Genomic DNA, 26,095 nt, shown 5'->3' on the forward strand with positions numbered 1-26,095 from the left:
CAGGACCGCTTGATCAATGCCTAGCGGCTTTGATCATACCCGAGATATGAGCCGAGCTTCATCATCGCTTCGTAAAAGGCCCGGCCGGTCGCGTCGTCCATGATGAGAGAGCGGTCGTTGACGGTCAGATAGACCAGATTCTCGTCGCCCCAATACGAGGAGCGGCCGAATTCGACCTCCATGGGCTCGGATTGGTCGGTGACATCGACGATGACCCGGTCGAAGTATTGCGTCGTCGTCACCATATCCCCCTCGGTCGAGCGCCGCGCGACAGCAGCCGCCCCAAGCCTGGTTGATGCCGTGCTCTCCGGCAAGCGCGTGACGGCCACAGGCGGAACCTCCTAGACCGCCGTGCGTCCTATCGGACGCAGAGTGGCGATCTAGACCTTTGTTATTGCATCGGATCTTTCCGAAAACCGGATTCCACTTTCCGGTCCGATGCTCTAGTCACTCGTGCTGACTTCCCAGCCGGCATGCGTGACGCCTTTCAGCGTGCGCAGGTTCGCGATGGCCGAATTCAGCTCGTCGGTGTCGGCCGAGCTGCTCACCAGGGTGGCGACGATCTCCGTCGCGTCTTCGTCGCTGGTGTCGAGATCGATGTCGGCGACGGGGTACTTGGCCCGTTTCAGCTCGGCGAACAGGGCTTTGCGGATGTCCTCGACATGGTCGTTACCGGCGACGACGCGCACCTGGTAGATCGCCTCCGACGAGCCCTCGTCGATCGGGATGCGGTTGATCCGGTTGACCAACGGCCGCAGCAAGGTGTTGCAGGCCAGGATCAGCAGCGTCGCCAGGATCGCTTCGGCGATCCGGTCGGTGCCGGCGCAGGCGCCGACGGCGGCCGAGGCCCAGAGCGTCGCCGCGGTGTTGAGGCCGCGGACGTTCAGGCCCTCCTTCATGATGACGCCGGCGCCGAGGAAGCCGATGCCGGTCACCACGTTGGCGATGACCCGGACGGCGCCACCGGAGCCTTCCAGGCGCATGGCGAGATCGACGAAGACCGCAGCGCCGACCGCGACGAGCACGTTGGTGCGCAACCCCGCGCTGCGCTGGCGGTACTGGCGCTCGGCGCCGATGGCCGTGCCGAGCACGAAGGCGACGAACAGGCTGACCAGCGTGTCGAGGAAGTTCGGCAGGTCGAACGTCGCGATGAACTGCACCCTGGTCCCCCCGGCGCACATGTGAACCCGCCTGAGGCGGCGGCTTTCAAGAATCAATCAGCGGAATGTCAGTATCGTAACGGCGCGCCGCGCCGGCAATGCGGTTCAGGGGCGCCGGTGCGGCATCGAGCGCGCCAGATAGCCGAAGGCAAGCACGATCGCCGAGATCATCAGGCCGGTGGTGACGACCCCGGCGGGGGTGATGCGGGCACTGCCCTGGAGCGAGATGCTCTTGCCGACGCGCAGGTTGAAGCTCGCCTTCATCTCCTCGGGATGGGTCGGAATGCTCTCCTGCTCGGAAAGCTGCGTGGGAACTGCGTCCTGCATGGCGTATCCTCCACTGCTCGCGGATCGGCGGCCATCCGCCCGGCACGGAATTGCCGGCTTCCCTAAAGCAAAGCCGGTGACCGCCTCCGAAGCAAGCGCTGGCCGTGCGGCCCGGCGTCAGGCTGGAATGCGCGACAACGAGGCCCGCCAGACCGCATCCGAAACCTCGATGCCGAAACGCTCAGCCAACAGCTTGCGCAGCGCCGCGTCGCCCTCGATCTCCCGCGCTGTCGAGGGCTCGCTGAGCCGGTGCTCGGTCAGCCTGCGGTTGAGCAGGGCGAGCCGGCCGCGCGGCAGGATGCGCGCGACGCGCAGGCCGGTGACGAAGCCGGAATCGGGATAGGTCGAGACGTAGTGGTTGGCGACCTGGTAGTCGATCGGCCAGACCGGATCGAGCGTGAAGCGGTAGAGCAGGCGCCATTCGCCAGCGACCAGAGCCCGCAGCGACCAGAACTCGCCGGCCTGCTCGAGCTTGTAGGGCTCGTGCGGCGTCTCCTGCTCGAGGCCGGGCGCGAGGCGCAGCGGGCCGGTCACGACCTGGCCGCCGAAGCCGACATCGCAGACCAAATCCTCGCCCTCGCAGGAGAGGCGCAGCAGCATGTGGCTGCGCGGCGTCTGGGCGTCTTCGGGGCCGTTGAGCAGCACACGGCCGATCAGGGGAACCGATGTGAAACCAAAGGCTTCGAGCGCGGCCTTGAACAGATGATTCTGCTCGAAGCAATAGCCGCCGCGGCGCGAGCGCACGAGCTTTTCGACCAGCGCGGCCAGGTCGAGCTTCGGCGAGCTGCCGGAGAGCGAGTCGAAATTCTCGAAGGGGATGGCCTGCACATGCAGGAGCTGGAGCGCGGCCAGCGCCGCGCGCGTCGGCGCCACCGGGCCGTCATAGCCGATGCGGGCGAGATAGGCGGCGAGGTCGGATTGCGAGAGCATGGCGTTCAGCGCGGCGGCAGGGCGGCGTAATAGGCCGCGAGCGCGCCGATCTCGGTGGGCGACATCTGCCTTGCCATGTAGCGCATCTCCTTGTGCGCGCGCTTGCCGGAGCGGAAGGCCATCATCTGGTTGAAGAGATAGCGCTCGTTCTGGCCGGCGAGATGGGGCACCTCGCTGTCGGGCGCGATGCCGTCGGGGCCATGGCACATGGCGCAGGCCTCGATCGGGGAGGAGCGCGGTTCGGCCAGGGCCGCGCCCGCAGCCAGCGCGAAGGCGATGCCGAGAATGCCCGCAACCTGCCTGATCACCTCTGCCTCCCAGCCTGAGTCGCCGCGAGCTTAGGCGGTCCCGGTCTCCGGCGGAACCACAGGCCTGCGCGTGCGACAAGCGCATGCGGCCGCGCCCGGCGCGGCCGGCGCGGAGGAAACGGGGCTGGCGGAGTGCCGCGAGACGCGAGAGTGATCCGCTTCCATTGAGCCAGGACGCGGCGCGGACGGACCCAAGCCGCCCATCCGCACGCCCCGTGGCGCTCCGCCTTCGGCGAGTTCAGTCTCCGGGCCGCGCTTCCTGGACACCGGCGAGCCAGCGTCCTCTTCAAGCGAGCTCCTCGCACAGGGACCGTAGTATCCCCAGGGCGGTGCCCCGAAGCCTCCCGGGAGCGGGGCGTAACCCCCGCCCGCAGGCGCCGACCCTCACCCAACCTCCAGCATACCTCCGGACGGCCGCCCCGTTTGGGTGATGGGCGAGGGGAGTGTAGCGCAGGTTGGAGGGGCGGGGATAAGTTTTCTTGCAGTGCCGGCAATAGTGCGGATGGGCATCACTGTTTCCGTCTGCGTGAATTTACCCACAGGAAGTTCTGATTTTCGATTTGTCAGCACCAATTTAAGCTGCGAGCTTGGTGACAGTCATTTGACAGAATGTATTTCATGCCGCTTGCCGCATCAGCTGAAGACCGCGTCATTTCGTTGGGCGATGGTCTGGCATCTCTTCCCGAGCGTCTCCTACTGGCCCACGCGCGTGGTGAAGTACTCTTCATTTGTGGGGCAGGAATTTCGAAGCCCGCTGGTCTGCCTGATTTTAGGGAGCTCGTTCTAGATGTTTATGGTCAACTAGATACTGCCGTTCACACCGTCTTGGCTGGTTTGCCTCGTGGCGTATGTAACCAATGGCAAGTCGCTTGTGAGGGTTTGACGGAGCGCCAGACTGCGGAAGTGAAGCGGTTCATTATTGGCGACTACGATGTCGTCCTTGGCATGCTTGAACGGCGCTTAGATGATCAAACTCGCGGGGATAGCGGTGTCAGGCGGACAGTGGCTGAACGCCTGCGTTCTGGGGCCAATAAGCCAGCGGCAATTCACATGGCGCTTATGCGCCTTGCCGATCGCGGCGGGACCAAAACAATCGTCACGACTAATTTCGATCTTCTGCTTGAAATAGCGTCTCTACGTCTTCGATCGCGTGTTGAGACCTACGCATTGGGTTCGATCCCGCGGCCGTCTCGACAATCAGAATTTTCTGGAGTGCTTCACATCCATGGCACTCTCGATAAGAACTCATCACGAAGCTCTGAGTTGGTTCTGACGGATCAGGATTTTGGTGAGTTCTATCTGCGTCGACGCATCGTGCCCGATTTTATCTATGATGCGGCGCGTTTATTTCACTTGGTTCTCGTGGGTTATAGCGCCAACGATCCGCCGATGCGTTATCTTCTGAACGCGGTTGCAGCCGATGGTAAGCGCTTCGACGATTTGAAGGAACGGTTCACGTTCTTCGGAACCAACGTGCCAGATCTCGTTGCATTGGAAGATTGGAAGGGACGTGGCATCACTCCGATCCATTACGATTCAAATGGCGGTCACAATGCTTTGCGAGCAACCCTCGATCGATGGTCGAATTTATCTGCAATCAACGGAAAGAAGGAAGTGGTCGACGCAGAGCTTTTCCGAATTGTAAAAACAAATCGAGCCGCGGCAGCAGAAGTTGATCGCGATCTGTTCGATCATTTTTTTCGCCGAAGCAATGCGAGCGAACGGGTGCGGTTAGCTTCGCTGGTATCAGCGGCAAGAGCAGACATCGACTGGCTCGATGCAATCGTGAAAATTGGAACCGAAAAAGAGCGGGGGCGGAAATCATGATCAGACCCTGGTCTTATCTTGACATACAAGAGCGCGAATCCTTTCGAGCGACGGTCGCATTTCTTCATAATCGGTTAGCTGAGCAAGGTACAATCGACTGGGCTCTTCGCCTGGAACCCAATCAGCGCATCGAGCGCGTTGCAGTTGACGACCTATTGAATAGTCCGGGCGCACGTGACCTTCAGGAGCCATGGGCGACCGCTTGGCGACTGATCGAAGAGAGTTGGTCATCTGGGCTTTCGGGTCGGCGCGACCAAGGGGCGATTTACGCGATCCAGAGGCGTCTTCGTTCTGGTGATCGTTCGGGTGTGGTGGTCGCGGCTATTGTGAATGTTGTCGCGCCACGACTTAAGGTCGAACCCATTGCCTCTTGGCATTGGCAATTCGTCAAGAAACCGCGCGGACCTAAGAATATTGAAGACCTTTTATCCGTTAGCCTGACAAGCGGCGACTTAGTCGATCTAAATGTTCTAGAACTGTCGCGCCTGACCGACATTCAGTTCCTTGTGTCGCTGGCGAGGGCGCTTGAGACCTCCGTGAATAGCGGTTTGGACATTGGGAGACGCATTGGATGGGATGAAAGTCGATCCTTCCTAGGCTTGGGAATGCTCAATAGGGTATTCTATACTCAGCTTGCGAGAAGAGCCGGCGAGGATAGCGAGCCGGACGCCTATCATCACGGCATCGCGCCATCCGTGAAGCTGCTTCACGCTGTCGTCGCGCGGATTGCCGATCTTGACCCAGCGTCGGCACGACCATTCATTCGGCGATGGAGTTTGGACCCCTCGCCCGTGCACGTTCGCCTGTGGGCCGCCATTGCCCGAAGCGATCAATTGGCATCGGCTGCGCAGGTTCGGGATTTCCTATTGGCAGTTGACGATAGGAAGTTCTGGGATTTGCATGCATTCCCTGAAATCGCGGAGCTGCGGGCTAAGCGTTTTCGGGATCTAGATCAGGAAACGCAGCTTGCAATTGCAATGCGCATTGAGAAGGGGCCGCCACGCGATCATTGGCCAAAGAAAGCCGAGGCTGCAAAGGTCAAGAATGCGCGGCTTTACTCGGCGGTCCGCGAGCTAAAGCGCATTGAGGCTGCGAATGGTCAACTGCCTACAAGATCGAAGTCATGGCTCAACGCCAACGTCGTGCAGTTTGCTGATCTTGCCGAAATCACAATCGAGACAGGATTTCCAGAAGGGCCGATTGTCCGATCGGTGCCGGCAAACCCCGACGACCGTTACGACACGCTGCAAGGTGCCGCCCGGCTACGTGCGCTTGAAACGGCGCTTTCGGCGGGTCGCAGCGGATGGGATGACGATCCCGCAGAGAGAGCTAATGACTGGCTGCGACAGCCAGGGAAAGTGGAGCTTGTCCTTAGCGACTTTGAAGCCGATAAAAATGGGGGAGATAGCTCCCCGAGGGTCTGGGACCGTTTCGGTTGGGCGCATTCCCCAAAGCCACCAGAGGCGGATAGTTCTACCCAGCGTGAGCGCTTACGCGAGGCTGCACGCGTCCTCGCACTCTTAAACCAACTCTCGAAAGGAACTGTAAAGGGTGCAATTGAAGGTATCAGTGCTTGGCTGGACGCTTGGGGGAAGTATGTTGTCGCCTTGCCATCGGGCCTTACGGTCTGGTCCAGAGTTTGGCCGATTGCGATTGAGGCAACCAACAGCACGCCAGAACAAGGCGATGACAGCGATCTAAGTGTTTCAGCTCGGGCCGTTGATGACGACAGCGAGCCAATGGATCTAGACACTCTCAATACACCTGCAGGCAAATTGGTTGGCGTGTTCTTGGCGGCGTGCCCGAATCTTGCATTGGATACCAACGCTTTCGCAGCCGGCTCAATTGAAGGGCAAATGCGTGATGCTGTGATCGTGTCACCAGGTCGGAGTGGGCTTATCGCGCGGCACCGGCTAATCGAGGCACTACCCTACTTTCTTCGCGCTGATCGAGATTGGGCGCAGCAGCATTTGATTACGCCGTTGCTCAACGACAGCGGCGAAGGGTTGGCGCTTTGGCGCGCAATTGCTAGAAGAACCCATTTTACAGACGTGTTGAAGATCATAGGCGGCGCGATGGCGGAACGGGCGGCAGATCGCCGCCTCGGACGAGAAACTCGCCAGAGCCTTGTGTTCAGCCTGATCATCGAGTCGCTTCACGCTTTCCGCGAACGACGTGATCCGGCTGTGCCCAATTCGCGAATTCAGCAGATGTTGCGCACATTGGACGATGAAGTGCGAGCTTCAGCTGCAAACGCGGTTCAGCAATTTGTCCGTGACCTTTCCACTAATGCTACTGTCGAAGAAACGTCGAACGAAGACGTGCGAGAGAATGCCGTGTCTGCGGCTAAGCTATTTAGAGTTGCGGCAGCTCCTTTCTTTCGCGAGGTGTGGCCGCAAGAGCGTTCACTAGCTACACCCGGGGTAAGCGGAGCGTTGGCCGATCTACCCGCTACCTCAGGCGAGGCGTTCGCTGACGCCGTCAGTGCCATTTCACGTTTTCTCGTCCCATTTGAGTGTTGGTCGATGATTGACTACGGATTTTATGGCGAGGAGGCTGGTCAAAAGAAATTAGCAGTCATCAACAACGAGGCCAAAGCGGGAGCTTTGTTGCGATTGCTTGACCTGACTGTAGGAACATCCGAAGGCGCTGTGGTTCCATACGACTTAACGGATGCCCTCGACCAGATCATAGCGGTGGCGCCGGCCCTAGCGGAGGCCACGCCGTATCGAAGGCTTGCAACTGCAGCCCGCCGCTAGGAAGTTTTTGAGCGGCTGATATTTACTCCGCCGCCTGCCGCGCCGCCTTCCCCTTCAACGGCCGCCGCGCCAGCACCTCCTTGAGGAACCTTGCGGTGTGGCCCTTGCCGATCCGGACGATGTCCTCCGGCGTGCCCTGGGCCACGACCTCGCCGCCGCCATCGCCGCCTTCGGGGCCCATGTCGATGATCCAGTCGGCGGTCTTGATGACTTCGAGGTTGTGCTCGATCACCACGACCGAATTGCCCTGCTCGACCAACTCGTGCAGCACTTCCATCAGCTTGGCGACGTCGTGGAAATGCAGGCCGGTGGTCGGCTCGTCCAGGATGTAGAGCGTGCGGCCGGTGGCGCGCTTCGACAGTTCCTTCGACAGCTTGACGCGCTGGGCCTCGCCGCCTGACAGGGTCGTGGCCTGCTGGCCAACCTTGACATAGGTCAGGCCGACGCGGGCGAGCGTCTCCATCTTCTCGCGGATCGAGGGCACCGCCTTGAACAGGACCTTGGCCTCCTCGACGGACATGTCGAGCACGTCGGCGATCGATTTTTCGCGGTACTTCACCTCGAGCGTCTCGCGGTCGTAGCGCTTGCCCTTGCAGACGTCGCAGGTGACGTAGACGTCGGGCAGGAAGTGCATCTCGATCTTGATGACGCCGTCGCCCTGGCAGGCCTCGCAGCGGCCGCCCTTGACGTTGAAGGAGAAGCGGCCGGGCTGGTAGCCGCGCGCCTTCGCCTCGGGCAGGCCGGCGAACCATTCGCGGATCGGCGTGAAGGCGCCGGTATAGGTCGCTGGGTTGGAGCGCGGGGTGCGGCCGATCGGCGATTGGTCGATGTCGATGACCTTGTCGAGATGCTCCATGCCCTCGATGCGGTCATGCGGGGCAGGGTGCTCGATCGCGCCGTTGAGCTTGCGCGCCACCGCCTTGTAGAGCGTGTCGATGACCAGCGTCGACTTGCCGCCGCCGGAGACGCCGGTGATGCAGGTGAAGAGCCCGAGCGGGATCTCGACCGAGACGTCCTTGAGGTTGTTTCCCTTCGCGCCGACGATCTTGAGCGCGCGGCCCTTGGTCGCCTTGCGGCGCTTGGCCGGGACGGGGACGCTCATCTCGCCGGTGAGGTATTTTCCGGTGAGCGAGTTCGGGTCGTCCAGGATCTGCTGCGGCGTGCCCTTGGCGACGATCTCGCCGCCATGGATGCCGGCGCCGGGGCCGACATCGACGACATAGTCGGCCGTCATGATCGCGTCCTCGTCATGCTCGACGACGATGACGGTGTTGCCGAGGTCGCGCAGGCGCCTGAGCGTGCCGAGCAGGCGCTCATTGTCGCGCTGGTGCAGGCCGATCGAGGGCTCGTCGAGCACGTAGAGCACGCCGGTCAGGCCGGAGCCGATCTGCGAGGCCAGGCGGATGCGCTGGCTCTCGCCGCCCGACAGCGTGCGCGAGCCGCGCGCCAGCGTCAGGTATTCCAGCCCGACATCGAGCAGGAAGGTCAGCCGGTCGCGGATCTCCTTGAGGACGCGGGTGGCGATCTCGATCTGCTTCGGCGTGAGGTGGCGCGGCAGGTCCTGGACCCAGGCGAGCGCATCCTTGACCGAGAGCTGCGAGATCTCGCCGATATGGCGGTGGTCGATCTTCACGGCCAGCGCCTCGGGCTTGAGCCGGAAGCCGTTGCAGGCAGCGCAGGGCGTCTCCGACATGAAGCGGCCGATATCCTCGCGGGCCCAGTCGGATTCGGTCTCCTTCCAGCGCCGCTCCAGGTTGGTGATGATGCCCTCGAACGGCTTCTTCACCTCATAGGCGCGCAGGCCGTCATTATAGGACATGCGCACGGCCTCGGTGCCGGTGCCGAACAGGATGGCGTCCCTGGCCTGCTGCGGCAACTCCGACCAGGGTTTTGTCATCGAGAAGCCGAAATGCCGGGCGAGCGCGTCGAGCGTCTGGCCGTAATAGGGCGAGGTCGACTTGGCCCAGGGCGCGATCGCGCCCTTCTTCAGCGTCAGCGCCTCGTCCGGCACGATCAGGTTGGCGTCGATGCGCATCTCGTGGCCGAGCCCGTCGCAGGTCGGGCAGGCGCCGAACGGGTTGTTGAACGAGAACAGCCGCGGCTCGATCTCGGGGATGGTGAAGCCGGAGACCGGGCAGGCGAATTTGGAGGAGAAGGTGATGCGCCTGGCCTCGCCGCTCTCCTCCTTCTCGTCGGCGTATTCGAAGATGGCGATGCCTTCGGCCAGCTCGAGCGCCTGCTCGAGCGAGTCCGAGAGCCGGGCGGCGATGTCGCCGCGGACGACGATGCGGTCGACGACCACGTCGATGTCGTGCTTGAACTTCTTGTCGAGCGTCGGCGCGTCGGGGATCTCGTAGAACTCGCCGTTGATCTTGACGCGCTGGAAGCCGCGCTTCAGCCACTCGGCCAGCTCCTTGCGATACTCGCCCTTGCGACCGCGCACGACCGGCGCGAGCAGGTAGCCGCGGGTCTTCTCCGGCAGCTCCAGCAGGCGGTCGACCATCTGGCTGACGGTCTGGCTCTCGATCGGCAGGCCGGTCGCCGGCGAATAGGGGATGCCGGCCCGGGCCCAGAGCAGCCGCATGTAGTCGTGGATCTCAGTGACGGTGCCGACGGTCGAGCGCGGGTTCTTCGAGGTGGTCTTCTGCTCGATCGAGATCGCCGGCGAGAGCCCGTCGATCTGGTCGACGTCGGGCTTCTGCATCATCTCCAAAAACTGGCGGGCATAGGCCGAGAGGCTCTCGACATAGCGGCGCTGGCCTTCGGCGTAGATCGTGTCGAAGGCGAGCGAGGACTTGCCCGAGCCGGACAGGCCGGTGAACACGACGAGCTTGTCGCGCGGAATGGCGAGGTCGATGTTCTTGAGATTGTGCTCGCGCGCACCGCGCACGGAGATCACACGCGCATTCGGGTCTGCGGCCCGGTTGCGGTCGAACATGTCCTCGAGCGAGGCGGCTTGCTCAGCGAGGGTCGTCTTGCGGGCCATGGGGCGTCCGTTTTGGGATAAGGCGTAGAGATAGGGCAAAAGCCGCGCCATGCCAGCCTCAGGGCCGGGTGGCGGCTATGATTAGCACGCGGCGCCTCCCGTCTGCTGCCTTTCTCCTGACAGGGGCTGTCAGCATCGCGAGCGCTCAGCCAGCAATTGCGGGAAGGCCGGCCGGGGTCGCGCGGGGCAGGATCGCCTCCAGCGGGCCGCGGCCGAAACGCTGCATCCACCATCGGCTCAAGGCGAGTTGCACCAGGAAGATCAGGACCCCGAGCATCAAGGCCGGCAGGGGTGCGACCTGACCGACCAGACCGAAGCCGTAAGCGTGGAAGACCAGGCTGCAAACCAGCGATTGAGCCAGATAGTTGGACAGGGCCATCCGTCCGGCGGGCGCGAGCGCATCACGGACGGCTGCTCCACTCCGACTCTGGAAAAACAGGAGGGCGATCGCGACATAGGCGCCGGCCAGGAGCGGGGCGCTCAGCAGACTCAAGGCCAGTGCAAGGGGCGCCCAGCTGGAATCGGGCATGATCGCATTGCAAAAGGCCGAGGGCGCCGATCCCAGCAGGCCGAGGAGAAGCCCCCAATGCGCCAGGCGCCGCAGTTGCGCCCGATGCCGATCCGGCTGTTCGAGCACCCTGCGCCGCCCCATGACCAATCCAACCATGAACATCGCCAGCGCGCAGGGCGCCTGCACGGTGGCGATGGTCACGCTGACCCAGGACAATTCCCTGACATGCTGCGCGATGACCGTCATGGGCGCCGCGCGATAGGCTTGCATTGCAGCCTCGGCCCGCTCCAGGGCGGAAATCTGGTCGAACTCCGGAGGAAAGGCCGCCAGCAAACTGCCGAGCGCCGTCCAGAAGAAGACGGTTCCGCCAATCAGCCATGTCGCCAGGCGCAAGAGCGAGTCATCGCTGCGCTTCCTCACCAGCATCAGCACGACGCCGAGCACGGCATAGGTGGTCAGGATATCGCCGTGAAAGAGCAGGACCGCGTGCAAGGCTCCGATGAGCCATAAACTGGCCTGCCGGCGCAGGAAGCGCGGAGCGAATGGAACGCCTGCCCGATCGGCCGCACGTATCTGAAGCGCGACGCTATAGCCGAACAGCAAAGAGAAGATGAGGTAGAATTTAAGTCCCAGGAGCCATCCGACCAGGAACTCGACCAGCCGGTCGGCGAAGCCGCTGAAGAGAGGGTCTGCCAAGCCAACCCCGTAAAATGCCGAGGCAAAGTGACGGATATTGACGAGAAGGATGCCCAGCAGCGCCAGACCGCGCAAGGCGTCCAACGCGACGACGCGCCCGGTCGCAGGAGCGCCATCACGCTGCGCGGTTTGATCTGCGATCATCGCTCATTCCCGATCCGCACAGTGAATTGCCCGGCACAGTATGGGTCTTTCGGAACAAATCAAGAACATTTTTATTGCGAGCCCAACCACCGCGAGCCATGTCGCAGGCGACAAGGCTGGCGCTGCCCTAATCGCGTTGCGCGGCGCGCATGCGCCCCACGCTTCGTCAGCCGAATTGATCGGGGCAGGGCCGGCCGCTAGGGTCCCGCCGGTCGAGCGAGCCCTCAGGCTGGTTGCGAAGATCCGAAGCTTGAAGGCTAGTCCGCGATGAGCGAAGCAACCTCCCAGCAGCTCACCATCATTCCGCCGGGCGCGCCCCTGCGCGGCAAGGTGGTGCCGCCCGGCTCGAAATCGATCACGAACCGGGCGCTGCTGGTGGCGGCCCTAGCCGAAGGCACGAGCACGCTGACCGGGGCGCTGAAGAGCGACGATACGCGCTACATGGCCGAAGCGTTGCGCGCCATGGGCGTCGCGCTCGAGGAGCCGGACGCGACGACCTTCGTCGTAACCGGCGACGGCCGCCTGCGTCCGCCGGCCGCGCCGCTCTTCCTCGGCAATGCCGGCACTGCGACGCGCTTCCTGACGGCGGCGGCTGCGCTGGTCGATGGCCGCGTCGTGGTCGATGGCGACGAGCATATGCGCAAGCGGCCGATCGCGCCGCTGGTGACTGCGCTACGCTCGCTCGGCGTCACGGCCTCCGCCGAGACCGGCTGCCCGCCGGTGACGATCGAGGGGCAGGGCGGTTTTGCCGCCGGCCGGGTCGAGGTCGATGGCGGGCTTTCGAGCCAATACGTCTCCGCCCTGCTGATGGCGGCGGCCTGCGGGCGCGGCCCGATCGAGATCGCGCTGACCGGCAAGGAGATCGGCGCGCGCGGCTATATCGACCTGACCCTCGCGGTGATGGCGGCCTTCGGCGCCAGGATCTCGCAGCCCGATGCGTCGCTCTGGCGGGTCGAGCCGACCGGCTACCGCGCCGCTGACTTCCTGGTCGAGCCTGATGCGTCGGCCGCGACCTATCTCTGGGCGGCCGAGGTGCTGACCGGCGGCGCGATCGATCTCGGCGTCCAGGCCAGCGCCTTCACCCAGCCCGATGCGCGGGCGCATGCGCTGATCGCCAGCTTTCCGCATCTGCCCGCGGTGATCAACGGCTCGCAGATGCAGGATGCCGTGCCGACGCTGGCGGTGCTCGCCGCCTTCAACGAGACGCCGGTGCGCTTCACCGGCATCGCCAACCTGCGCGTCAAGGAATGCGACCGGGTGGCGGCGCTGGCCCAGGGCCTGTCGCGCATCCTGCCCGGGCTCGGCATCGAGGAGGGCGACGACCTGCTCATCGCCTCCGATCCGGGGCTGGCCGGCCGGACCCTGCCGGCGCAAATCGACAGCTTCGCCGACCATCGCATCGCGATGAGCTTCGCGCTGGCGGGGCTGAAGCTGCACGGCGTGACGATCCTCGACCCTACCTGCGTCGCCAAGACCTATCCGGGCTATTGGCGGGCACTTGCCTCGCTGGGCGTCAAATTCGAAGGCGATATGCCCTGAGAGACCATTTTGCGAATTCTACTGGCGCGGTCGTCCGACGCGGCTGTCTGCGCTTCTGGTGCTCACGTACCGAGGCACGCTCTGCTCTGGTTCTCGACAGCCGCGCCAGACGACTCGCGCCAGCGAATTCTCTAAACGCTCTCTGCGCTGCAGCAGCGATTCGGCAGGGGAAAACCGCTTGAACAAAGCGTGAACATAGTTGATAGTGCCCATGCCGGGCGCTAGGGTCCGGCTCCGGTCGCCGATCGGATCACAGAGACTGTTTGAGAATTCGCCAGCACGAGTCGGCTGGCGTGGTTGTCGAGAACCGTAGCGCAGCGGACTTTTTGTCCGTGAGCACCGGAAGCGCAGATAACCGCGTCGGACGACCGAGATGGTAGAATTATCGACAGTCTCTTCAGATGTGCGCAGGAAATGGAGCCACTCATGGCTGGTAGTGTGAACAAGGTCATTCTGGTCGGCAATCTCGGGCGCGACCCCGAGGTGCGGCGTCTCGGCAGCGGCGAGCCCGTGGTCAACCTGCGGATCGCGACCTCCGAAACCTGGCGCGACAAGCAGTCGGGCGAGCGCAAGGAGAAGACCGAGTGGCACTCGGTGGTGATCTTCAACGAGAACCTCGCCAAGGTCGCCGAGCAGTACCTGAAGAAGGGCTCGAAGATCTATGTCGAGGGCCAGCTCCAGACCCGGAAATGGCAGGACCAGTCCGGCGTGGAGAAGTACACGACCGAGATCGTGCTGCAGCGCTTCCGCGGCGAGTTGACCATTCTCGACAGCCGCGGCCAGGGCGGCTCGGACGAGTACGGCGAAGGCGGCGGCTCGGTCGAGGATCGCGCGGGCGGCGGCTCCTTCGGCCGGTCGAGCCCGATGGGCAGCGGTGGTGGTGGTGGCTCGCGCCAGCCGCAGCCGGCGATGTCGAGCGGCGGCGGTGGCCGCTCGTCGAGCCATCTCGACGACGATATCCCGTTCTAGGCGATCGGCGGGGCCGGCGATCGGCCGGGCCTCGCGAGGACTGAATTGATGAAGCCGCCGCGGGTTGCTCCGCAGCGGCTTTTTCTTTGCGCGCGGCCCGCAACCCTGCCGTGCGCTGGCATGGCGCTTGCGTCATCCCTGCCGTATGGTCGGGCCTCGCTATTCTGGAGGCCATTGATGTCAGTCAGGGAGCCGGGAATGCCGACACGCCGTGCTTTACTCGCAGGCGGAGCCGCTGCGCTCGCCATCGCCAGACCCTCGATCAGCCTTGCCGCCGACAAGCGGGTGGTGAAATTCGTGCCGCAGGGCGACCTTGCGGTGGTCGATCCGATCTGGACCACGGCGACCGTCACCCGCAACCACGCCTTCCTCGTCTACGATACGCTGTTCGGCCAGGACGAGAGCTACCGGGCCCAGCCGCAAATGGCGGCCGGCGCTGCGACCGATGCCGATGCCAAGACCTGGACGATCACGCTGCGCGACGGCTTGAAGTTCCATGACGGCACGCCGGTCCTGGCGCGCGATTGCGTCGCCAGCCTGAAGCGCTGGGGCAAGCGCGATTCCTTCGGCCAGACGCTGATGGGCGTCACCGACGAGCTTTCCGCGGTCGACGACAAGACCTTGCGCTTCCGGTTGAAGCAGCCTTTCCCGCTGTTGCCCGACGCGCTCGCCAAGATGACCGCCTTCGTGCCGGTGATCATGCCGGAGCGGCTCGCCAGCATCGACGCCTTCACGCAGATCAACGAGGTCGTCGGCAGCGGCCCGTTCCGCTTCGTCGCCTCCGAGCGGCAATCCGGCAGCCGGGCGGTCTATGAGAAGTTCGCCGGTTACGTGCCGCGCAGCGACGGCAAGCCCGGCCGCACCGCCGGCCCCAAGGTCGTGCATTTCGACCGGGTCGAATGGCACACGCTCCCTGATCCGGCGACGGCCGCGGCTGCGCTCCAGAGCGGCGAGATCGACTGGGTCGAGCAGCCGCTGCCCGACATGCTGCCGATCCTGGCGAAGAACCCCGAGATCGCCGTCGAGATCAAGGAGACGACCGGCTCGATCGCGATCATGCGGATGAACCACCTGCATCCGCCCTTCGACAATCCGGCGGTGCGGCGGGCCATCCTGCTGGCAGTCAACCAGGCCGATTTCATGGAGGCGGTCGGCGGGGCCGATAAGACGCTCTGGCGGACCGGCGTCGGTGTCTTCCCGCCGGATACGCCGATGGCGAGTGCGGCTGGCATGGAGGTGCTGAACTCGCCGCGCGACCTCGCCAAGGCGAAGCAAGCGCTGGCCGAGGCCGGCTACAAGGGCGAGAAGGTCGTGCTGCTCGGCGTCAGCGACCTCGCCAACCTCAAGGCCGAGTGCGAGGTCGGCGGCGACATGCTGACCAGGCTCGGCATGAACGTCGACTACCAGGTGATGGACTGGGGTACCGTCGTGACCCGCCGCGCCAAGAAGGAGCCGCCGACGCAGGGCGGCTGGAACGTCTTCTTCACCGGCTGGAACGGCATCGACATCCTCGACCCGGTCGGCCACCTCTCGCTGCGCGGCAATGGCGCCGCCGCCTGGCCGGGCTGGCCGGAGGCACCGAAGATCGAGGCGCTGCGCGATGCCTGGATGGCGGCGCCGGACCTGGCGACGCAGCAGAAGGTCGCGGCCGAGATCCAGCAACAGGTGCTGATCGACGTGCCCTATGTGCCGCTCGGCCAGTATTTCCAGCCGGTCGGCTATCGGCGTTCGCTGGAGGGCATGCTGCCGAGCTTCCCGACCTTCTGGAACGTCAAGCGGGCGTGAGAAGCCACTTGTGAGTTCTACTGGCGCAACCGCTTGACGCGGCCGTCTGCTCAAACGGCTTCTCCATGCACTTCAGCCGTCATAGGCCTCCTGCAGCTTGGCCATGTCGATCTTGGTCATTTGCAGCATGGCCTGCACGGCGCGGTTTGCCCTCTCGCGGTCGGGCGAGCTGAACAGTTTCGGCAGGAGCGAGGGGATGATCTGCCAGGAGATGCCGAACTTGTCCTTGAGCCAACCGCATTGCTGCTCCTTGCCGCCTTCGCCGAGCCTCTCCCAGTAATAGTCGACCTCTCCTTGCGTCTCGCAGTTCACATAGAGCGAGATCGCCTCGGTGAAGCTGAAGCGCGGGCCGCCGTTGAAGGCGGTGAAGCCGACGCCTTCGAGCTCGAAGGAAGTTGCCATCGGCGAGACCTCGCCGAGCTTCGCGTTCTTGAAGACCGCCGTGTAGAACCGCGCGGCCTCCTCGGCCTGGTCGTTGAACCACAGGAACGGGGTGAGCTTGTTCATGGCCGTCTCCGGACTGTGTTGATGGGGGCTCAGGCCGCCTGCTGCGCGGCGAAGAGCGTGTCGAGCTGGTCGTAGCTGGCGGCGACGCCGTCCTTCATGCCGCTCTGGAGCGCGCCGTCGCGGGCCGCTTGCGAGGCATAGAGCACGGTGAGCGCCAGCTCGGTCTTGCCGGCGCGCTCGGTCAGGACCAGCGTCGCCAGCGCCTCGCCGCCGGTCCAGTCCTGGTCGAACAGCTCGGTGCGGACGATGCGCTCGGGCCTGACGATCTCGCGGAAGATGCCACCCATGCCCATCTCGGCCCCTTCCGGGCCGCGCCAGACATGGCGGAAGGCGCCGCCGATGGTGAGGTCGACCTCGCATTGTGCCAGCGACCAGCCCGGAGGCCCGTTGAGCCAGCGCTTGAGCAGTTCGGGCCGGTACATCGCCTCGAAGACCAGTTCGCGCGGGGCATCGAACAGCCGCGTCATCAGGATTTCGCGGTCGCTCGGCGTCGTGACCGTCAGGTCGGCGGTGGTCGTCATCATCACTCTCCCTGGTTCTTGCCCTGGTTCTTGTCGGTTACTGCTTTGGCTTGCGCCTTCATTTCGTCGAGCAACGCGTCGAGACGCTGGAAGTTTGCCTCCCAAAGCTGGCGATAGCGCTCGAGCCAGTCATTGGCCTCGGCGAGCGGCTGCGCCTCCAGCCGGCAGGGCCGGCGCTGCGCATCGCGGCCGCGCGAGATCAGCCCGGCGCGCTCCAGCATCTTGAGGTGCTTCGAGATCGCCGGCTGGCTCATGGCAAAGGGCTGGGCCAGCTCCGTCACCGAGGCCTCGCCGAGCGCGAGCCGCGCCAGGATCGCCCGGCGGGTCGGATCGGCAAGCGCCGTGAAGGTCGCGTCGAGCTGGCTGGCTGGCGTCATTTTATAACTCATATATTATATAACTAAATGGATATGTTCGATGGCGCCCGCTGTCAAGCTGCCGGCCGGAAGCGGGCAGGGGCCTGCGCCATGCGATGGGCACAGGCCCGCCCGCGCGCCGTCTGTGCTTGCCCTCGCCGGGGTTCTTGGAGAAGGTGCCGCCATCATGAGCACAATCGATCCGTCTCTCTCCGCGCTTTCCGTCTGGCTCGCCCTCGAAAGCCCCACCCACCACGCTCCCGGCGTCAACGGCATGATGGACCTCGTTGCTGCCGAGGTCGAAGGCCTGCCGATCGCGGTCGAGCGCATTCCCGGCCGCGACGGGCTCGGCGATGCGCTGATCCTGCGCGCCGGCCCGAACAACGGCGAGAAGGCCGTCGCGGTGATGTCGCATCTCGACACGGTCCATCCGGTCGGGACCAGCGCCAAGGATTTGCCGGTGCGGATCGAGGGCGACAGGCTCTATGGACCCGGCGTCTATGACATGAAGGGCGGCGCCTGGCTGGCGCTGCAGGCCTTCAAGGACGTCGCCAAGGCGGGCGCGGCAAAGCGGCCGATGGTCTTCCTGTTCACGCCGGACGAGGAGATCGGTTCGCCGACGACGCGCTCGGTCATCGAGGATATCGGCCGCCTGTCCACCGCCGTGCTGGTCACCGAGCCGGCGCGCGAGGGCGGCAAGATCGTCACGGCGCGCAAGGGCGTCGGCCGCTTCGATGTCAGGATCGAGGGCCGTCCCTCGCATTCTGGCTCGCGCCATGCCGATGGCCGCAGCGCCATTCGCGAGGCCGCCCATCAGATCCTGGCGATCGAGGGCATCACCGACTATGCCCGCGGCATCACTACCAGCGTCGCGCTGATGGGCGGCGGCACGGCGGCGAACGTCATCCCGCAGCATGCCTGGTTCAGCGTCGACCTGCGCGTCACCAACCTCGCGGATGGCGCCGCGATGGAAAGCCTGATCCTCGGGCTCAAGCCGCGCGATCCCGATGTGAAGATCAGCGTCAGCGGCGGCATGAACCGGCCGCCCTACGAGAAGTCGCCTGAGGTCGCCGGCCTGTTCGAGACGGCGCGAGGCATCGCGGCTGGCATCGGCTTCGACCTGAAGGATTGCCCGATGACCGGCGGCGGCTCGGACGGCAACTTCACCGCGGCGCTCGGCGTTCCCACCCTGGACGGGCTCGGCATCGACGGCGACGGCGCCCATACGCTGAACGAGCACGCGCTGATCTCCTCGATCGCGCCGCGCCGGGCGCTGATCAAAGGCCTGCTGGAGGCGATCTGAGCTTGTCCTTCTCCCCCTGCGGGAGAAGGTGGCACGCAGCGCCGGATGAGGGGTCGCGCTGCACTTTCCGAATATCGCGTATGCCATCCGCCGACGCTGCCATCGTCGCGCGACCCCTCATCCGCCCCTGCCGGGGCACCTTCTCCCGCAGGGGAAGAAGGGAAGAGGGCGCCCACCTGGTCTGTCCGTCGCGCCGTTTCCGTCTTCCGCTCTTCACCCAAATCCGCTCTGATGCCGCCCAAGGCCGCCTGACGGCCGTCCTTGGGAGGGCGAAACATGAGACAATGGATCGCGGGCGCCGTTGGCGCGGCTTGCATGGTGGTGACGGGAATGGCGGCGGCGCAGGAGCTTTTGGTCGAGAAGAAGGTCTTCGAGCTGCCGAGCTTCACCACGCAGTCCGGCCGCACGCTGAAGAACGTCAAGGTCGGCTGGGAGAGCTACGGCACGCTCAACGCCGACAAATCCAACGCGGTCCTGATCTGCCATTTCTTTTCCGGCAACTCGCATGCTGCCGGGAAATACGCGGCCGCAGATGCGGCGCCGGGCTATTGGGACGCGATCATCGGGCCGGGCAAGGCGATCGACACCAACACGTATTTCGTCCTCTCCTCGGACACGCTGGTGAACCTCAACACCGGCGATCCGAAGACCACCACCACCGGGCCGGCCTCGATCAATCCCGATACCGGCAAGCCCTATGCGCTTGATTTCCCCGTCGTGACCGTGCGCGATTTCATCGAGGTGCAGAAGGCGCTGGTCGAGAGCCTCGGCATCAGGAAGCTGGCGCTGGTCGCCGGCCCGTCGATGGGCTCGCTGCAGACTTATGAATGGGCCGCGACCTATCCGGAGATGGTCGCCAAGGCGATGCCGGTGATCGGCGTGGCCGAGGCCGACGCGATGCTGATCGCCTGGCTCGACGTCTGGGCGGCGCCGATCCTGGTCGATCCGAACTGGAACAATGGCGACTATTACGGCAGGACTCCGCCCAATGCCGGCCTCGCCAAGGCGCTGACGGCGGTGACCTTGCAGGCCAACCATGCCGAGTGGGCGAACGGCACCTTCGGCCGCCGGCCGGCCAAGGAGGGCGAGGAGCCGGGCAAGGCGCTCGCCAACAGGTTCCAGGTCCAGAGCATCCTGGACAGTGCCGGCGAGGCCCGCGCAAAAGTCTCGGACGCCAATCACTTCCTCTACCTGATCAAGGCCAACCAGCTCTTCGCGGCCGGCGGCACCTCGCTCAAGGACGGCCTGGCGAAGATCAAGGCGCCGGTGCTGCTGATCACCCAGCCGAAGGACCTGGTCTTCACCGCCGACGCCGTGGCGCGCACGGCGGAAGGGTTGAAGCAGGCCGGAGGCAACCTCACCCAGGTCTTCATCCAGGGCACCCGTGGCCATCTCGACGGCGTGATCTCGATGAAGCAGGCGGAAGGGGCGATCAGGGAGTTTTTGGAGAAATAGCCTTGCCGGATTAGCTCCCTTCTCCCCCTGCGGGAGAAGGGAAGAGCCCGAGCTCGTGCCTAACCGCTCCGCACCACCGCCTGTATCCCGTCGATCACGAACTGGACCGCCAGCGCCGCCAGGATGACGCCGAGCAGGCGGGTCAGCACGACGTTGCCGGTGACGCCGAGCAGGCGCGCGATCGGCACCGCCAGCCAGAACACGACGAGGCAGGAGAGGATCACCAGCCCGCAGATCGCCACCAGCGAGCCCAGCATGGCGAGGTCGCCATTGGCGCGGCCGGCGAGCAGCATCATTGCGGTCAGCGCGCCGGGGCCGGCCATCAGCGGAATGCCGAGCGGGAAGGCGGCGACGTTGCGGATATGGTCCTGCGTGATCGCGGTCTCGGCGGTGGCCTGCTTGCGCTCGTTGCGGCGCTCGAACACCATCTCGAAGGCGATCCAGAACAGCAGCAGCCCGCCCGCGATGCGGAAGGCTGGCAAGGAGACGCCGAGCGCCTTCAGCACGACGTCGCCGGCGAGGCCGAAGAAGGCCATGATGCAGAAGGCGATGATGCTGGCGCGGAGCGCGACCTGCCGGCGCTCGTCATTCGACATGCCGCGCGTCAGCGACAGGAAGATCGGCGCCAGGCCCGGCGGATCGAGCGTCACCATCAGCGTGACGAGTGCGGAGCTGAGATATTCGACGAACATTCCGGAGCTTAGGCATGCCGCAGGGGCCGCGTCATCCATGAAACGTGGCCGGATTGTGGAGGGCGTGCGAAACAGAGTCAAAAACAGCTTGTAATATACTGAACCAAAAGGATTTTATTTTCTCTGGAGAGTTTCGTCTTTCGCTGGCTTCACAGGCCGGAATCGGGTAGCCAGAAGCCTGAAAAACCAGCGGTAAATCGGGGCCTTATCCCTTGAGCGAAGACGATAACGACAAGCGCGACGACCAGCCGGGCGAACCGCATTTCGGCGGCGACATCAAGCCGATCGCGATCACCGACGAGATGAAGAAGAGCTATCTCGATTACGCCATGAGCGTGATCGTGAGCCGCGCTCTGCCCGACGTCCGCGACGGCCTCAAGCCGGTGCACCGGCGCATCCTCTATTCCATGTGGGAAGTGGGCCAGACGCCGGAGAAGAAGCACGTCAAATCGGCGAACATCGTCGGAGCCGTGATGGGCCAATACCATCCGCACGGCGACCAGGCGATCTACGATGCGCTCGTTCGCATGGCTCAGCCCTTTTCCATGAGCGTGCCCCTCGTCGACGGCCAGGGTAATTTCGGGTCGATGGACGGAGACCCGCCGGCTGCGATGCGTTACACCGAGAGCCGGCTCGCCAAACCGGCCATGCCCTTGCTCAATGACCTCGACCGAGACACGGTCGATTTCCAGCCCACCTATGATGATAGCCGCTCGGAACCTAAGGTCCTGCCGGCGAGCTTCCCGAATTTGCTCGTCAACGGCGCCGGTGGCATCGCGGTCGGCATGGCGACCAACATCCCGCCGCACAACCTCGGTGAGGTCATCGACGCCTGCATCGCGCTGATCGAGAATCCCGAGATCACGATCGACGAGCTGATCGAGATCGTGCCCGGCCCGGATTTCCCGACCGGCGCCTCGATCATGGGCCGCAGCGGCATCCACTCGGCCTATCATACCGGCCGCGGCTCGATCGTGATGCGCTCGAAGACGCATTTCGAGGTGCTGCGCAAGGAGCGCGAGGCGATCATCGTCACCGAGGTTCCCTACCAGGTGAACAAGGCCTCGATGGTCGAGAAGATCGCCGATCTGGTCCGCGAGAAGCGGATCGAGGGCATCTCCGACCTGCGCGACGAATCCAGCCGCGAGGGCGTGCGCGTCGTCATCGAGATCAAGCGCGACGCCGTCGCCGACGTCGTGCTGAACCAGCTCTACCGCTTCACGCCGCTGCAGACCTCGTTCGGCGCCAACATGGTGGCGCTGACCGGCGGACGGCCCGAGGTGCTCAACCTCAAGGACTTCATCTCGGCCTTCGTCGAGTTCCGCGAGGAGGTCGTCTCCCGGCGCACGCGCTTCCTGCTCAACAAGGCCCGCGAGCGCGCCCATGTGCTGTGCGGCCTCGCCACCGCCGTCGCCAATATCGACGAGGTCATCCGCCTGATCCGCACCGCGCCGACCCCGGCCGTGGCGCATGAGTCCCTGATGGCGCGCAACTGGCCGGCCGAGGACATCGCGTCGCTGATCGCGCTGGTCGACGATCCGCGCCATCCGATCAACCCGGACGGGACCTATCGTCTCTCCGATGCGCAGGCCAAGGCGATCCTCGAGCTGCGCCTCGCCCGCCTGACGGCTCTGGGCCGCGACGAGATCGGCGAGGAGCTGGCCAAGCTCGCCGCCGAGATCTCGAACTACCTCGACATCCTGCGCTCGCGCGTCCGCATCCAGACGATCATCAAGGACGAGCTCACGGAGGTGAAGACCGCCTTCGCGACGCCGCGCCGCACGGTGATCCAGGATTGGGGCTCCGACCTCGACGACGAGGACCTGATCGCGCGCGAGGACATGGTCGTGACCGTGTCCCATGCCGGCTACATCAAGCGCGTGCCGCTCTCGACCTATCGCGCCCAGAAGCGCGGCGGCAAGGGCCGCTCGGGCATGTCGACGCGCGAGGAGGATTTCGTCACCCGCCTCTTCGTCGCCGACACGCATACGCCGATCATCTTCTTCTCCTCGCTGGGCCAGGCCTACAAGGAGAAGGTCTGGCGGCTGCCGCTCTCGGCGCCGAACGCGCGCGGCAAGGCCTTGGTCAACATGCTGCCACTCGAGCAGAACGAGCGCATCACCACGGTTATGCCGCTGCCGGAGGACGAGGAGAGCTGGGACCGTCTCGACGTGATGTTCGCGACGAAGACCGGCAATGTCCGCCGCAACAAGCTGTCGGACTTCGTCCAGGTCAACCGCAACGGCAAGATCGCGATGAAGCTCGACGAGGGCGATTCCATCGTCGACGTGCAGATCTGCTCCGAGCATGACGACGTCCTGCTGACCACGGCCGAGGGCCAGTGCATCCGCTTCGCCGTGCCCGAGGTCCGCGTCTTCAAGGGCCGCGACTCGACCGGCGTGCGCGGCATCAACCTGGCCGAGGGCGACGAGGTGATCTCGCTGGCGATCCTCAAGCATCTCGAGGCGACGCCCGAGGAGCGCGCCACCTACCTCAAGGATGCCGCGGCCCAGCGCCGCGCGCTCAGCGGCGAGGCGGACGAGGCTGTCGAGACGGTGCCGGCCGGCGAGGCCGAGGAGAGCACCGGCGAGGTCGAGCTGGGCGCCAAGCGCCTGGAGATGCAACTCGCCGAGCAGTTCATCCTGACCGTGTCGGAGAAGGGCTATGGCAAGCGCACCTCGTCCTTCGAGTACCGGGTCACCGGGCGCGGCGGCAAGGGCATCGTCGCCATGGTCGTCAACGAGCGCAACGGCCAGCTGATCGCCTCCTTCCCCGTGGTCGACACCGACCAGATCATGCTGGTCACCGATGGCGGCCAGGTCATCCGCGTGCCGGTCGATGCCGGCCCGAACAACCGCATCCGCATCGCCGGCCGCTCGACCCAGGGCGTCACGGTGTTCAACACCACCGGCGACGAGAAGGTCGTCTCGGTCGAGTGCATCGGCGATGCCGGCGAGGATGAGGAAGAAGCTGAGGGCGAGGCTCCGGCTGCCGAGGGCGGCCCGGAGCAGGAGAGCTGAGCTTTCGGAAAGGGCGGGCCTTCTGGTCCGCCCTTTTCATTTCGGGGGCTCGGTGGCCAGCGCCGGTGTCGGCGGCTGCTTCCGCCTGCTGACCGAGGTCGATCGCTAGCCCACGATTGAGACGAGCACCGAGAGCCAGATCAAGAGAACGCCGGTGGCGAAGGCTCGCCTGGCCGGTACGACCTTTTCCGCCCCATCCTCCGGCACCGGCGTCGTCGCGATCCAGGTGACCGAGCCGAGCGCCGCAAAGCCGATGAAGGCGAGGATCACGACGGCGATGTCGCGCGGGCGCCAGGGCAGGGGTTCGTGAACGCCCCAATAGCCGAGGAAGGCCATGCCGACGGCGAACATGGTGGCCGAGGCCGAGCAGAGACCGACGATTGAACCTGTTGGCGCGCGCATGCCTGATAGCCTTCGGCCGCTTTCGCGAATGAAACTATAGCGCTGGGTGCCGGTCAACCGACCTCCGGAAAGACGGAGCGTGGTTTCAGCGCAGCAGCGAGGCCGGCAAGCTGTTCGTGGGCGAAAGCAGGGCGTCGGTATTGGGCGTCAGCGACGGGTTGTCGAGCGCGCCCTTCAGGGCCAGCGGGATCTGGTAGGCGCCATTGGCGGGGGCGAGCTGGCCGTTCATCTCGATCCAACGCTCGCTCAGCGAGCTCTGTCCGGCGAGCGTCAGCTTGTAGACGGGCCCCGACATCTGCCCGTCGCCGATCGTCACCATGCCGCTGCTGATCGTGGCGCTGGCGCTCAGGCTCTCGAAGGGGGTCTTGCCCTGGCGCCACTCGCGCAAGGCCGCGACGGGGTTGCGCTCGGCCCGGCGCAGCAGGTCGAGGAAGGCGAAGCCGCCGAGCTCGCCCTGGCGGAGCGCGACGTTGGCCTTGCCGGCGAGGGATGCGACGACGTCCTCCGCCGTCGTGCCGCTGCCTTCCAACGCGAGCTGAAGGTTGCCCGTGCCGCTCAGGCGCGGGAAATCGGGCATGTCGGCGGCGCCCTGGGCCAGGTTGATGCGGTCGAACCCGGCCTGGAGCTTGACGTCGATGCCGCCCGGTGCGCTGACCGCAAGCAGGCGGGCCTTGGCGGTGCCGCCATAGGCGGAGGCGCGCAGCAGCCCGGCCTCGAAGCGCCCCTTCTTGACCAAAAGCTGCGTCGCGACATCGGTCAGGCGCGCGCCGCTGATGCGGGCGGCGTCGACCGAGACGCGCAGGTCGATGTCATGGGCCGTCCAGGCGTCGAATTCGAGCGGGGTCGTCTTGCCGCCGGCCGGTTCCGCGCGAGGCAGGTCGAGCCGGTCGTAGAGCCGGCCGAGATCGAGCGCGGCCCCGGCAAGCGTGCCGGACAGGGCCCAGCGCGAGCCGGCCTCGCCCAGGGCGAGCGCGCCGTCGAGACGGTCGCCGTCGAGGCTGAGGCTGGCATTGCTGAGGGAAATCTCGTTCGGCTTGATCTGCGCCTCGGCGGAGAGGTCGAACCGGTTGATCGCCGCCGCCAGGCGCGGTTTCTCGCCGAACCAGCCGAGCAGCTCGGAGAGCGAGCGCGTCGCGATGGTGACCTGGCCGTTGATGACCGGCTCGCCGCCGCCCGAGCGGGTGCCTTCGAGCCGGAGGCTGGCGAGTTCGGAGGCGGCGGAGAGGGAGACGCGCGCGCGCTCGCCGGCCACCGGCCAGGTCGCGCCGATCTCGGTCGGGACGCCGCGCCAGTTCACCGTGCCGGCGATGACGATCGGCTCGGAGGGTTCGCGCTCGTCGACGACGAGGTTGACGTCGCGCAGGGTGGTGCGGATCGCGCCGTCGGCGCGGGCGAAGATGGTGCCGGAGGTGATGACGATCCGGCTCTGGTTCTGCAGGCTCGTCAGATAGGCGAGCGGCGTCGCGAGCCAGCTCGACGGGCCCTCGTCCGGGCCGATCAGCGCGACGTCGATCTCGGGCACGACAAGGTCGATGCGCTCGAAGGAGAGCCGCCCGAAGAGGAGCGGGAGCAGGCGGGCATGGGCCTTGAGCCGGAGCGCCTTGCCGGCGAGCGTGCCGTCCGCCTTCGTGAAGCTGACATGCGAGAGGCTGACGCGCGGCAGCGGCAGGATGGCGATCTCGGCGCGCTCCAGCGCCGTCACCTTCAGGCCGGTGCGATCCTCGATGCCGGCAATGACATGCCGCTCGATATGACCGACTGCGATGCTCCAGTTCTGCAAGCCGAGCAGGACGAGAGCGATCACCAGCGTATAGGCGAGGATGGAGACGCGTCGTGTCATAGGGGCCTTGGGCCGGAGCGGAAGCCGGAATCGCGCCGGCTACCAAGCGTGGAACGGT

General features: G+C 65.1%; 21 protein-coding genes. 8 read left to right on the top strand and 13 right to left on the bottom strand.

The window, feature by feature from the left end; translation table 11 throughout:
- Positions 1–20: 20 nt before the first annotated feature.
- From DWF00_RS12000 to DWF00_RS12020, 5 genes are all read right to left on the bottom strand, one after another.
- Positions 21–329, bottom strand: coding sequence for a hypothetical protein (locus DWF00_RS12000; RefSeq protein WP_147283640.1), 309 nt, complete (start codon positions 327–329; stop codon positions 21–23).
- A gap of 114 nt (positions 330–443) precedes the next feature.
- Positions 444–1,160, bottom strand: a complete 717-nt coding sequence (locus tag DWF00_RS12005; protein WP_114828031.1) for an MgtC/SapB family protein — start codon at positions 1,158–1,160, stop codon at positions 444–446.
- Positions 1,161–1,265: 105 nt separating this feature from the next.
- Positions 1,266–1,487: a hypothetical protein gene (locus DWF00_RS12010; protein ID WP_114827779.1), complete on the bottom strand. Its 222-nt coding sequence runs from the start codon at positions 1,485–1,487 to the stop codon at positions 1,266–1,268.
- Positions 1,488–1,604: 117 nt separating this feature from the next.
- Entirely contained in the window at positions 1,605–2,417 is an 813-nt protein-coding gene (locus DWF00_RS12015; protein WP_114827780.1) for an arylamine N-acetyltransferase family protein, read from the bottom strand.
- Between the two features lie 5 nt (positions 2,418–2,422).
- On the bottom strand, positions 2,423–2,725 hold the full coding sequence (locus tag DWF00_RS12020) for a c-type cytochrome (RefSeq protein WP_245973843.1): 303 nt from the start codon (positions 2,723–2,725) through the stop codon (positions 2,423–2,425).
- A 618-nt stretch (positions 2,726–3,343) separates the two neighbouring features.
- On the opposite strand from DWF00_RS12020, the gene DWF00_RS12025 reads away from it, so the two are divergent.
- Positions 3,344–4,552, top strand: coding sequence for an SIR2 family protein (locus DWF00_RS12025; protein ID WP_181832499.1), 1,209 nt, complete (start codon positions 3,344–3,346; stop codon positions 4,550–4,552).
- Positions 4,549–7,311 carry a hypothetical protein gene (locus tag DWF00_RS29060; RefSeq protein WP_147283641.1) on the top strand — a complete coding sequence of 921 codons (2,763 nt, stop codon included), beginning with the start codon at positions 4,549–4,551 and terminating at the stop codon, positions 7,309–7,311. The genes DWF00_RS12025 and DWF00_RS29060 overlap by 4 nt, the downstream gene beginning before the upstream one ends.
- Before the next feature lie 22 nt (positions 7,312–7,333).
- Here DWF00_RS29060 and uvrA read toward each other — a convergent pair whose 3' ends face one another.
- Positions 7,334–10,297 (bottom strand): excinuclease ABC subunit UvrA, encoded by a 2,964-nt coding sequence (gene uvrA / locus DWF00_RS12030; protein ID WP_114827782.1) that lies wholly within the window; start codon positions 10,295–10,297, stop codon positions 7,334–7,336.
- Positions 10,298–10,442: 145 nt separating this feature from the next.
- Positions 10,443–11,648 (bottom strand): DUF418 domain-containing protein, encoded by a 1,206-nt coding sequence (locus DWF00_RS12035; RefSeq protein WP_114827783.1) that lies wholly within the window; start codon positions 11,646–11,648, stop codon positions 10,443–10,445.
- Positions 11,649–11,915: 267 nt separating this feature from the next.
- On the opposite strand from DWF00_RS12035, the gene DWF00_RS12040 reads away from it, so the two are divergent.
- The 3 genes from DWF00_RS12040 to DWF00_RS12050 all read left to right on the top strand — a co-directional run bounded on the left by DWF00_RS12040 (position 11,916) and on the right by DWF00_RS12050 (position 15,941).
- Positions 11,916–13,187, top strand: coding sequence for a 3-phosphoshikimate 1-carboxyvinyltransferase (locus tag DWF00_RS12040; protein WP_114827784.1), 1,272 nt, complete (start codon positions 11,916–11,918; stop codon positions 13,185–13,187).
- A gap of 426 nt (positions 13,188–13,613) precedes the next feature.
- Complete coding sequence (gene ssb, locus DWF00_RS12045) at positions 13,614–14,156, top strand: single-stranded DNA-binding protein (RefSeq protein ID WP_114827785.1); 543 nt, start codon at positions 13,614–13,616, stop codon at positions 14,154–14,156.
- A 198-nt stretch (positions 14,157–14,354) separates the two neighbouring features.
- Positions 14,355–15,941: an ABC transporter substrate-binding protein gene (locus tag DWF00_RS12050; RefSeq protein ID WP_114827786.1), complete on the top strand. Its 1,587-nt coding sequence runs from the start codon at positions 14,355–14,357 to the stop codon at positions 15,939–15,941.
- Positions 15,942–16,013: 72 nt separating this feature from the next.
- Here DWF00_RS12050 and DWF00_RS12055 read toward each other — a convergent pair whose 3' ends face one another.
- Genes DWF00_RS12055 through DWF00_RS12065 form a run of 3 tightly spaced genes read right to left on the bottom strand, consistent with a single transcriptional unit; the run spans position 16,014 to position 17,346 of the window.
- Positions 16,014–16,448: a VOC family protein gene (locus DWF00_RS12055; protein ID WP_114827787.1), complete on the bottom strand. Its 435-nt coding sequence runs from the start codon at positions 16,446–16,448 to the stop codon at positions 16,014–16,016.
- Between the two features lie 29 nt (positions 16,449–16,477).
- The gene (locus DWF00_RS12060) at positions 16,478–16,972 is read right to left on the bottom strand and encodes an SRPBCC family protein (RefSeq protein ID WP_210207839.1); all 495 of its coding nucleotides are present in this window, start codon (positions 16,970–16,972) and stop codon (positions 16,478–16,480) included.
- Entirely contained in the window at positions 16,972–17,346 is a 375-nt protein-coding gene (locus DWF00_RS12065) for an ArsR/SmtB family transcription factor (protein WP_114827789.1), read from the bottom strand. The genes DWF00_RS12060 and DWF00_RS12065 overlap by 1 nt, the downstream gene beginning before the upstream one ends.
- Positions 17,347–17,512: 166 nt before the next feature.
- Here DWF00_RS12065 and DWF00_RS12070 point away from each other — a divergent pair, with 166 nt between their 5' ends.
- Positions 17,513–18,628 carry a M20 family metallopeptidase gene (locus DWF00_RS12070; RefSeq protein ID WP_114827790.1) on the top strand — a complete coding sequence of 372 codons (1,116 nt, stop codon included), beginning with the start codon at positions 17,513–17,515 and terminating at the stop codon, positions 18,626–18,628.
- A 276-nt stretch (positions 18,629–18,904) separates the two neighbouring features.
- Positions 18,905–20,083 carry an E22 family MetX-like putative esterase gene (locus DWF00_RS12075; RefSeq protein ID WP_114827791.1) on the top strand — a complete coding sequence of 393 codons (1,179 nt, stop codon included), beginning with the start codon at positions 18,905–18,907 and terminating at the stop codon, positions 20,081–20,083.
- 59 nt (positions 20,084–20,142) lie between these two features.
- Here DWF00_RS12075 and DWF00_RS12080 read toward each other — a convergent pair whose 3' ends face one another.
- Positions 20,143–20,775 carry a MarC family protein gene (locus tag DWF00_RS12080; RefSeq protein ID WP_114827792.1) on the bottom strand — a complete coding sequence of 211 codons (633 nt, stop codon included), beginning with the start codon at positions 20,773–20,775 and terminating at the stop codon, positions 20,143–20,145.
- A gap of 302 nt (positions 20,776–21,077) precedes the next feature.
- Here DWF00_RS12080 and gyrA point away from each other — a divergent pair, with 302 nt between their 5' ends.
- The gene (gene gyrA, locus DWF00_RS12085) at positions 21,078–23,795 is read left to right on the top strand and encodes a DNA gyrase subunit A (RefSeq protein WP_114828033.1); all 2,718 of its coding nucleotides are present in this window, start codon (positions 21,078–21,080) and stop codon (positions 23,793–23,795) included.
- A 105-nt stretch (positions 23,796–23,900) separates the two neighbouring features.
- Here the strand turns inward: gyrA and DWF00_RS12090 are convergent, their stop codons facing one another.
- Entirely contained in the window at positions 23,901–24,197 is a 297-nt protein-coding gene (locus DWF00_RS12090; RefSeq protein ID WP_114827793.1) for a hypothetical protein, read from the bottom strand.
- A gap of 85 nt (positions 24,198–24,282) precedes the next feature.
- Positions 24,283–26,037 carry an AsmA family protein gene (locus DWF00_RS12095; protein WP_114827794.1) on the bottom strand — a complete coding sequence of 585 codons (1,755 nt, stop codon included), beginning with the start codon at positions 26,035–26,037 and terminating at the stop codon, positions 24,283–24,285.
- Between the last annotated feature and the right edge of the window lie 58 nt (positions 26,038–26,095).

The sequence above is a fragment of the Allobosea caraganae genome, from assembly GCF_003351345.1.
GTDB classification, from domain to species: domain Bacteria; phylum Pseudomonadota; class Alphaproteobacteria; order Rhizobiales; family Beijerinckiaceae; genus Allobosea; species Allobosea caraganae.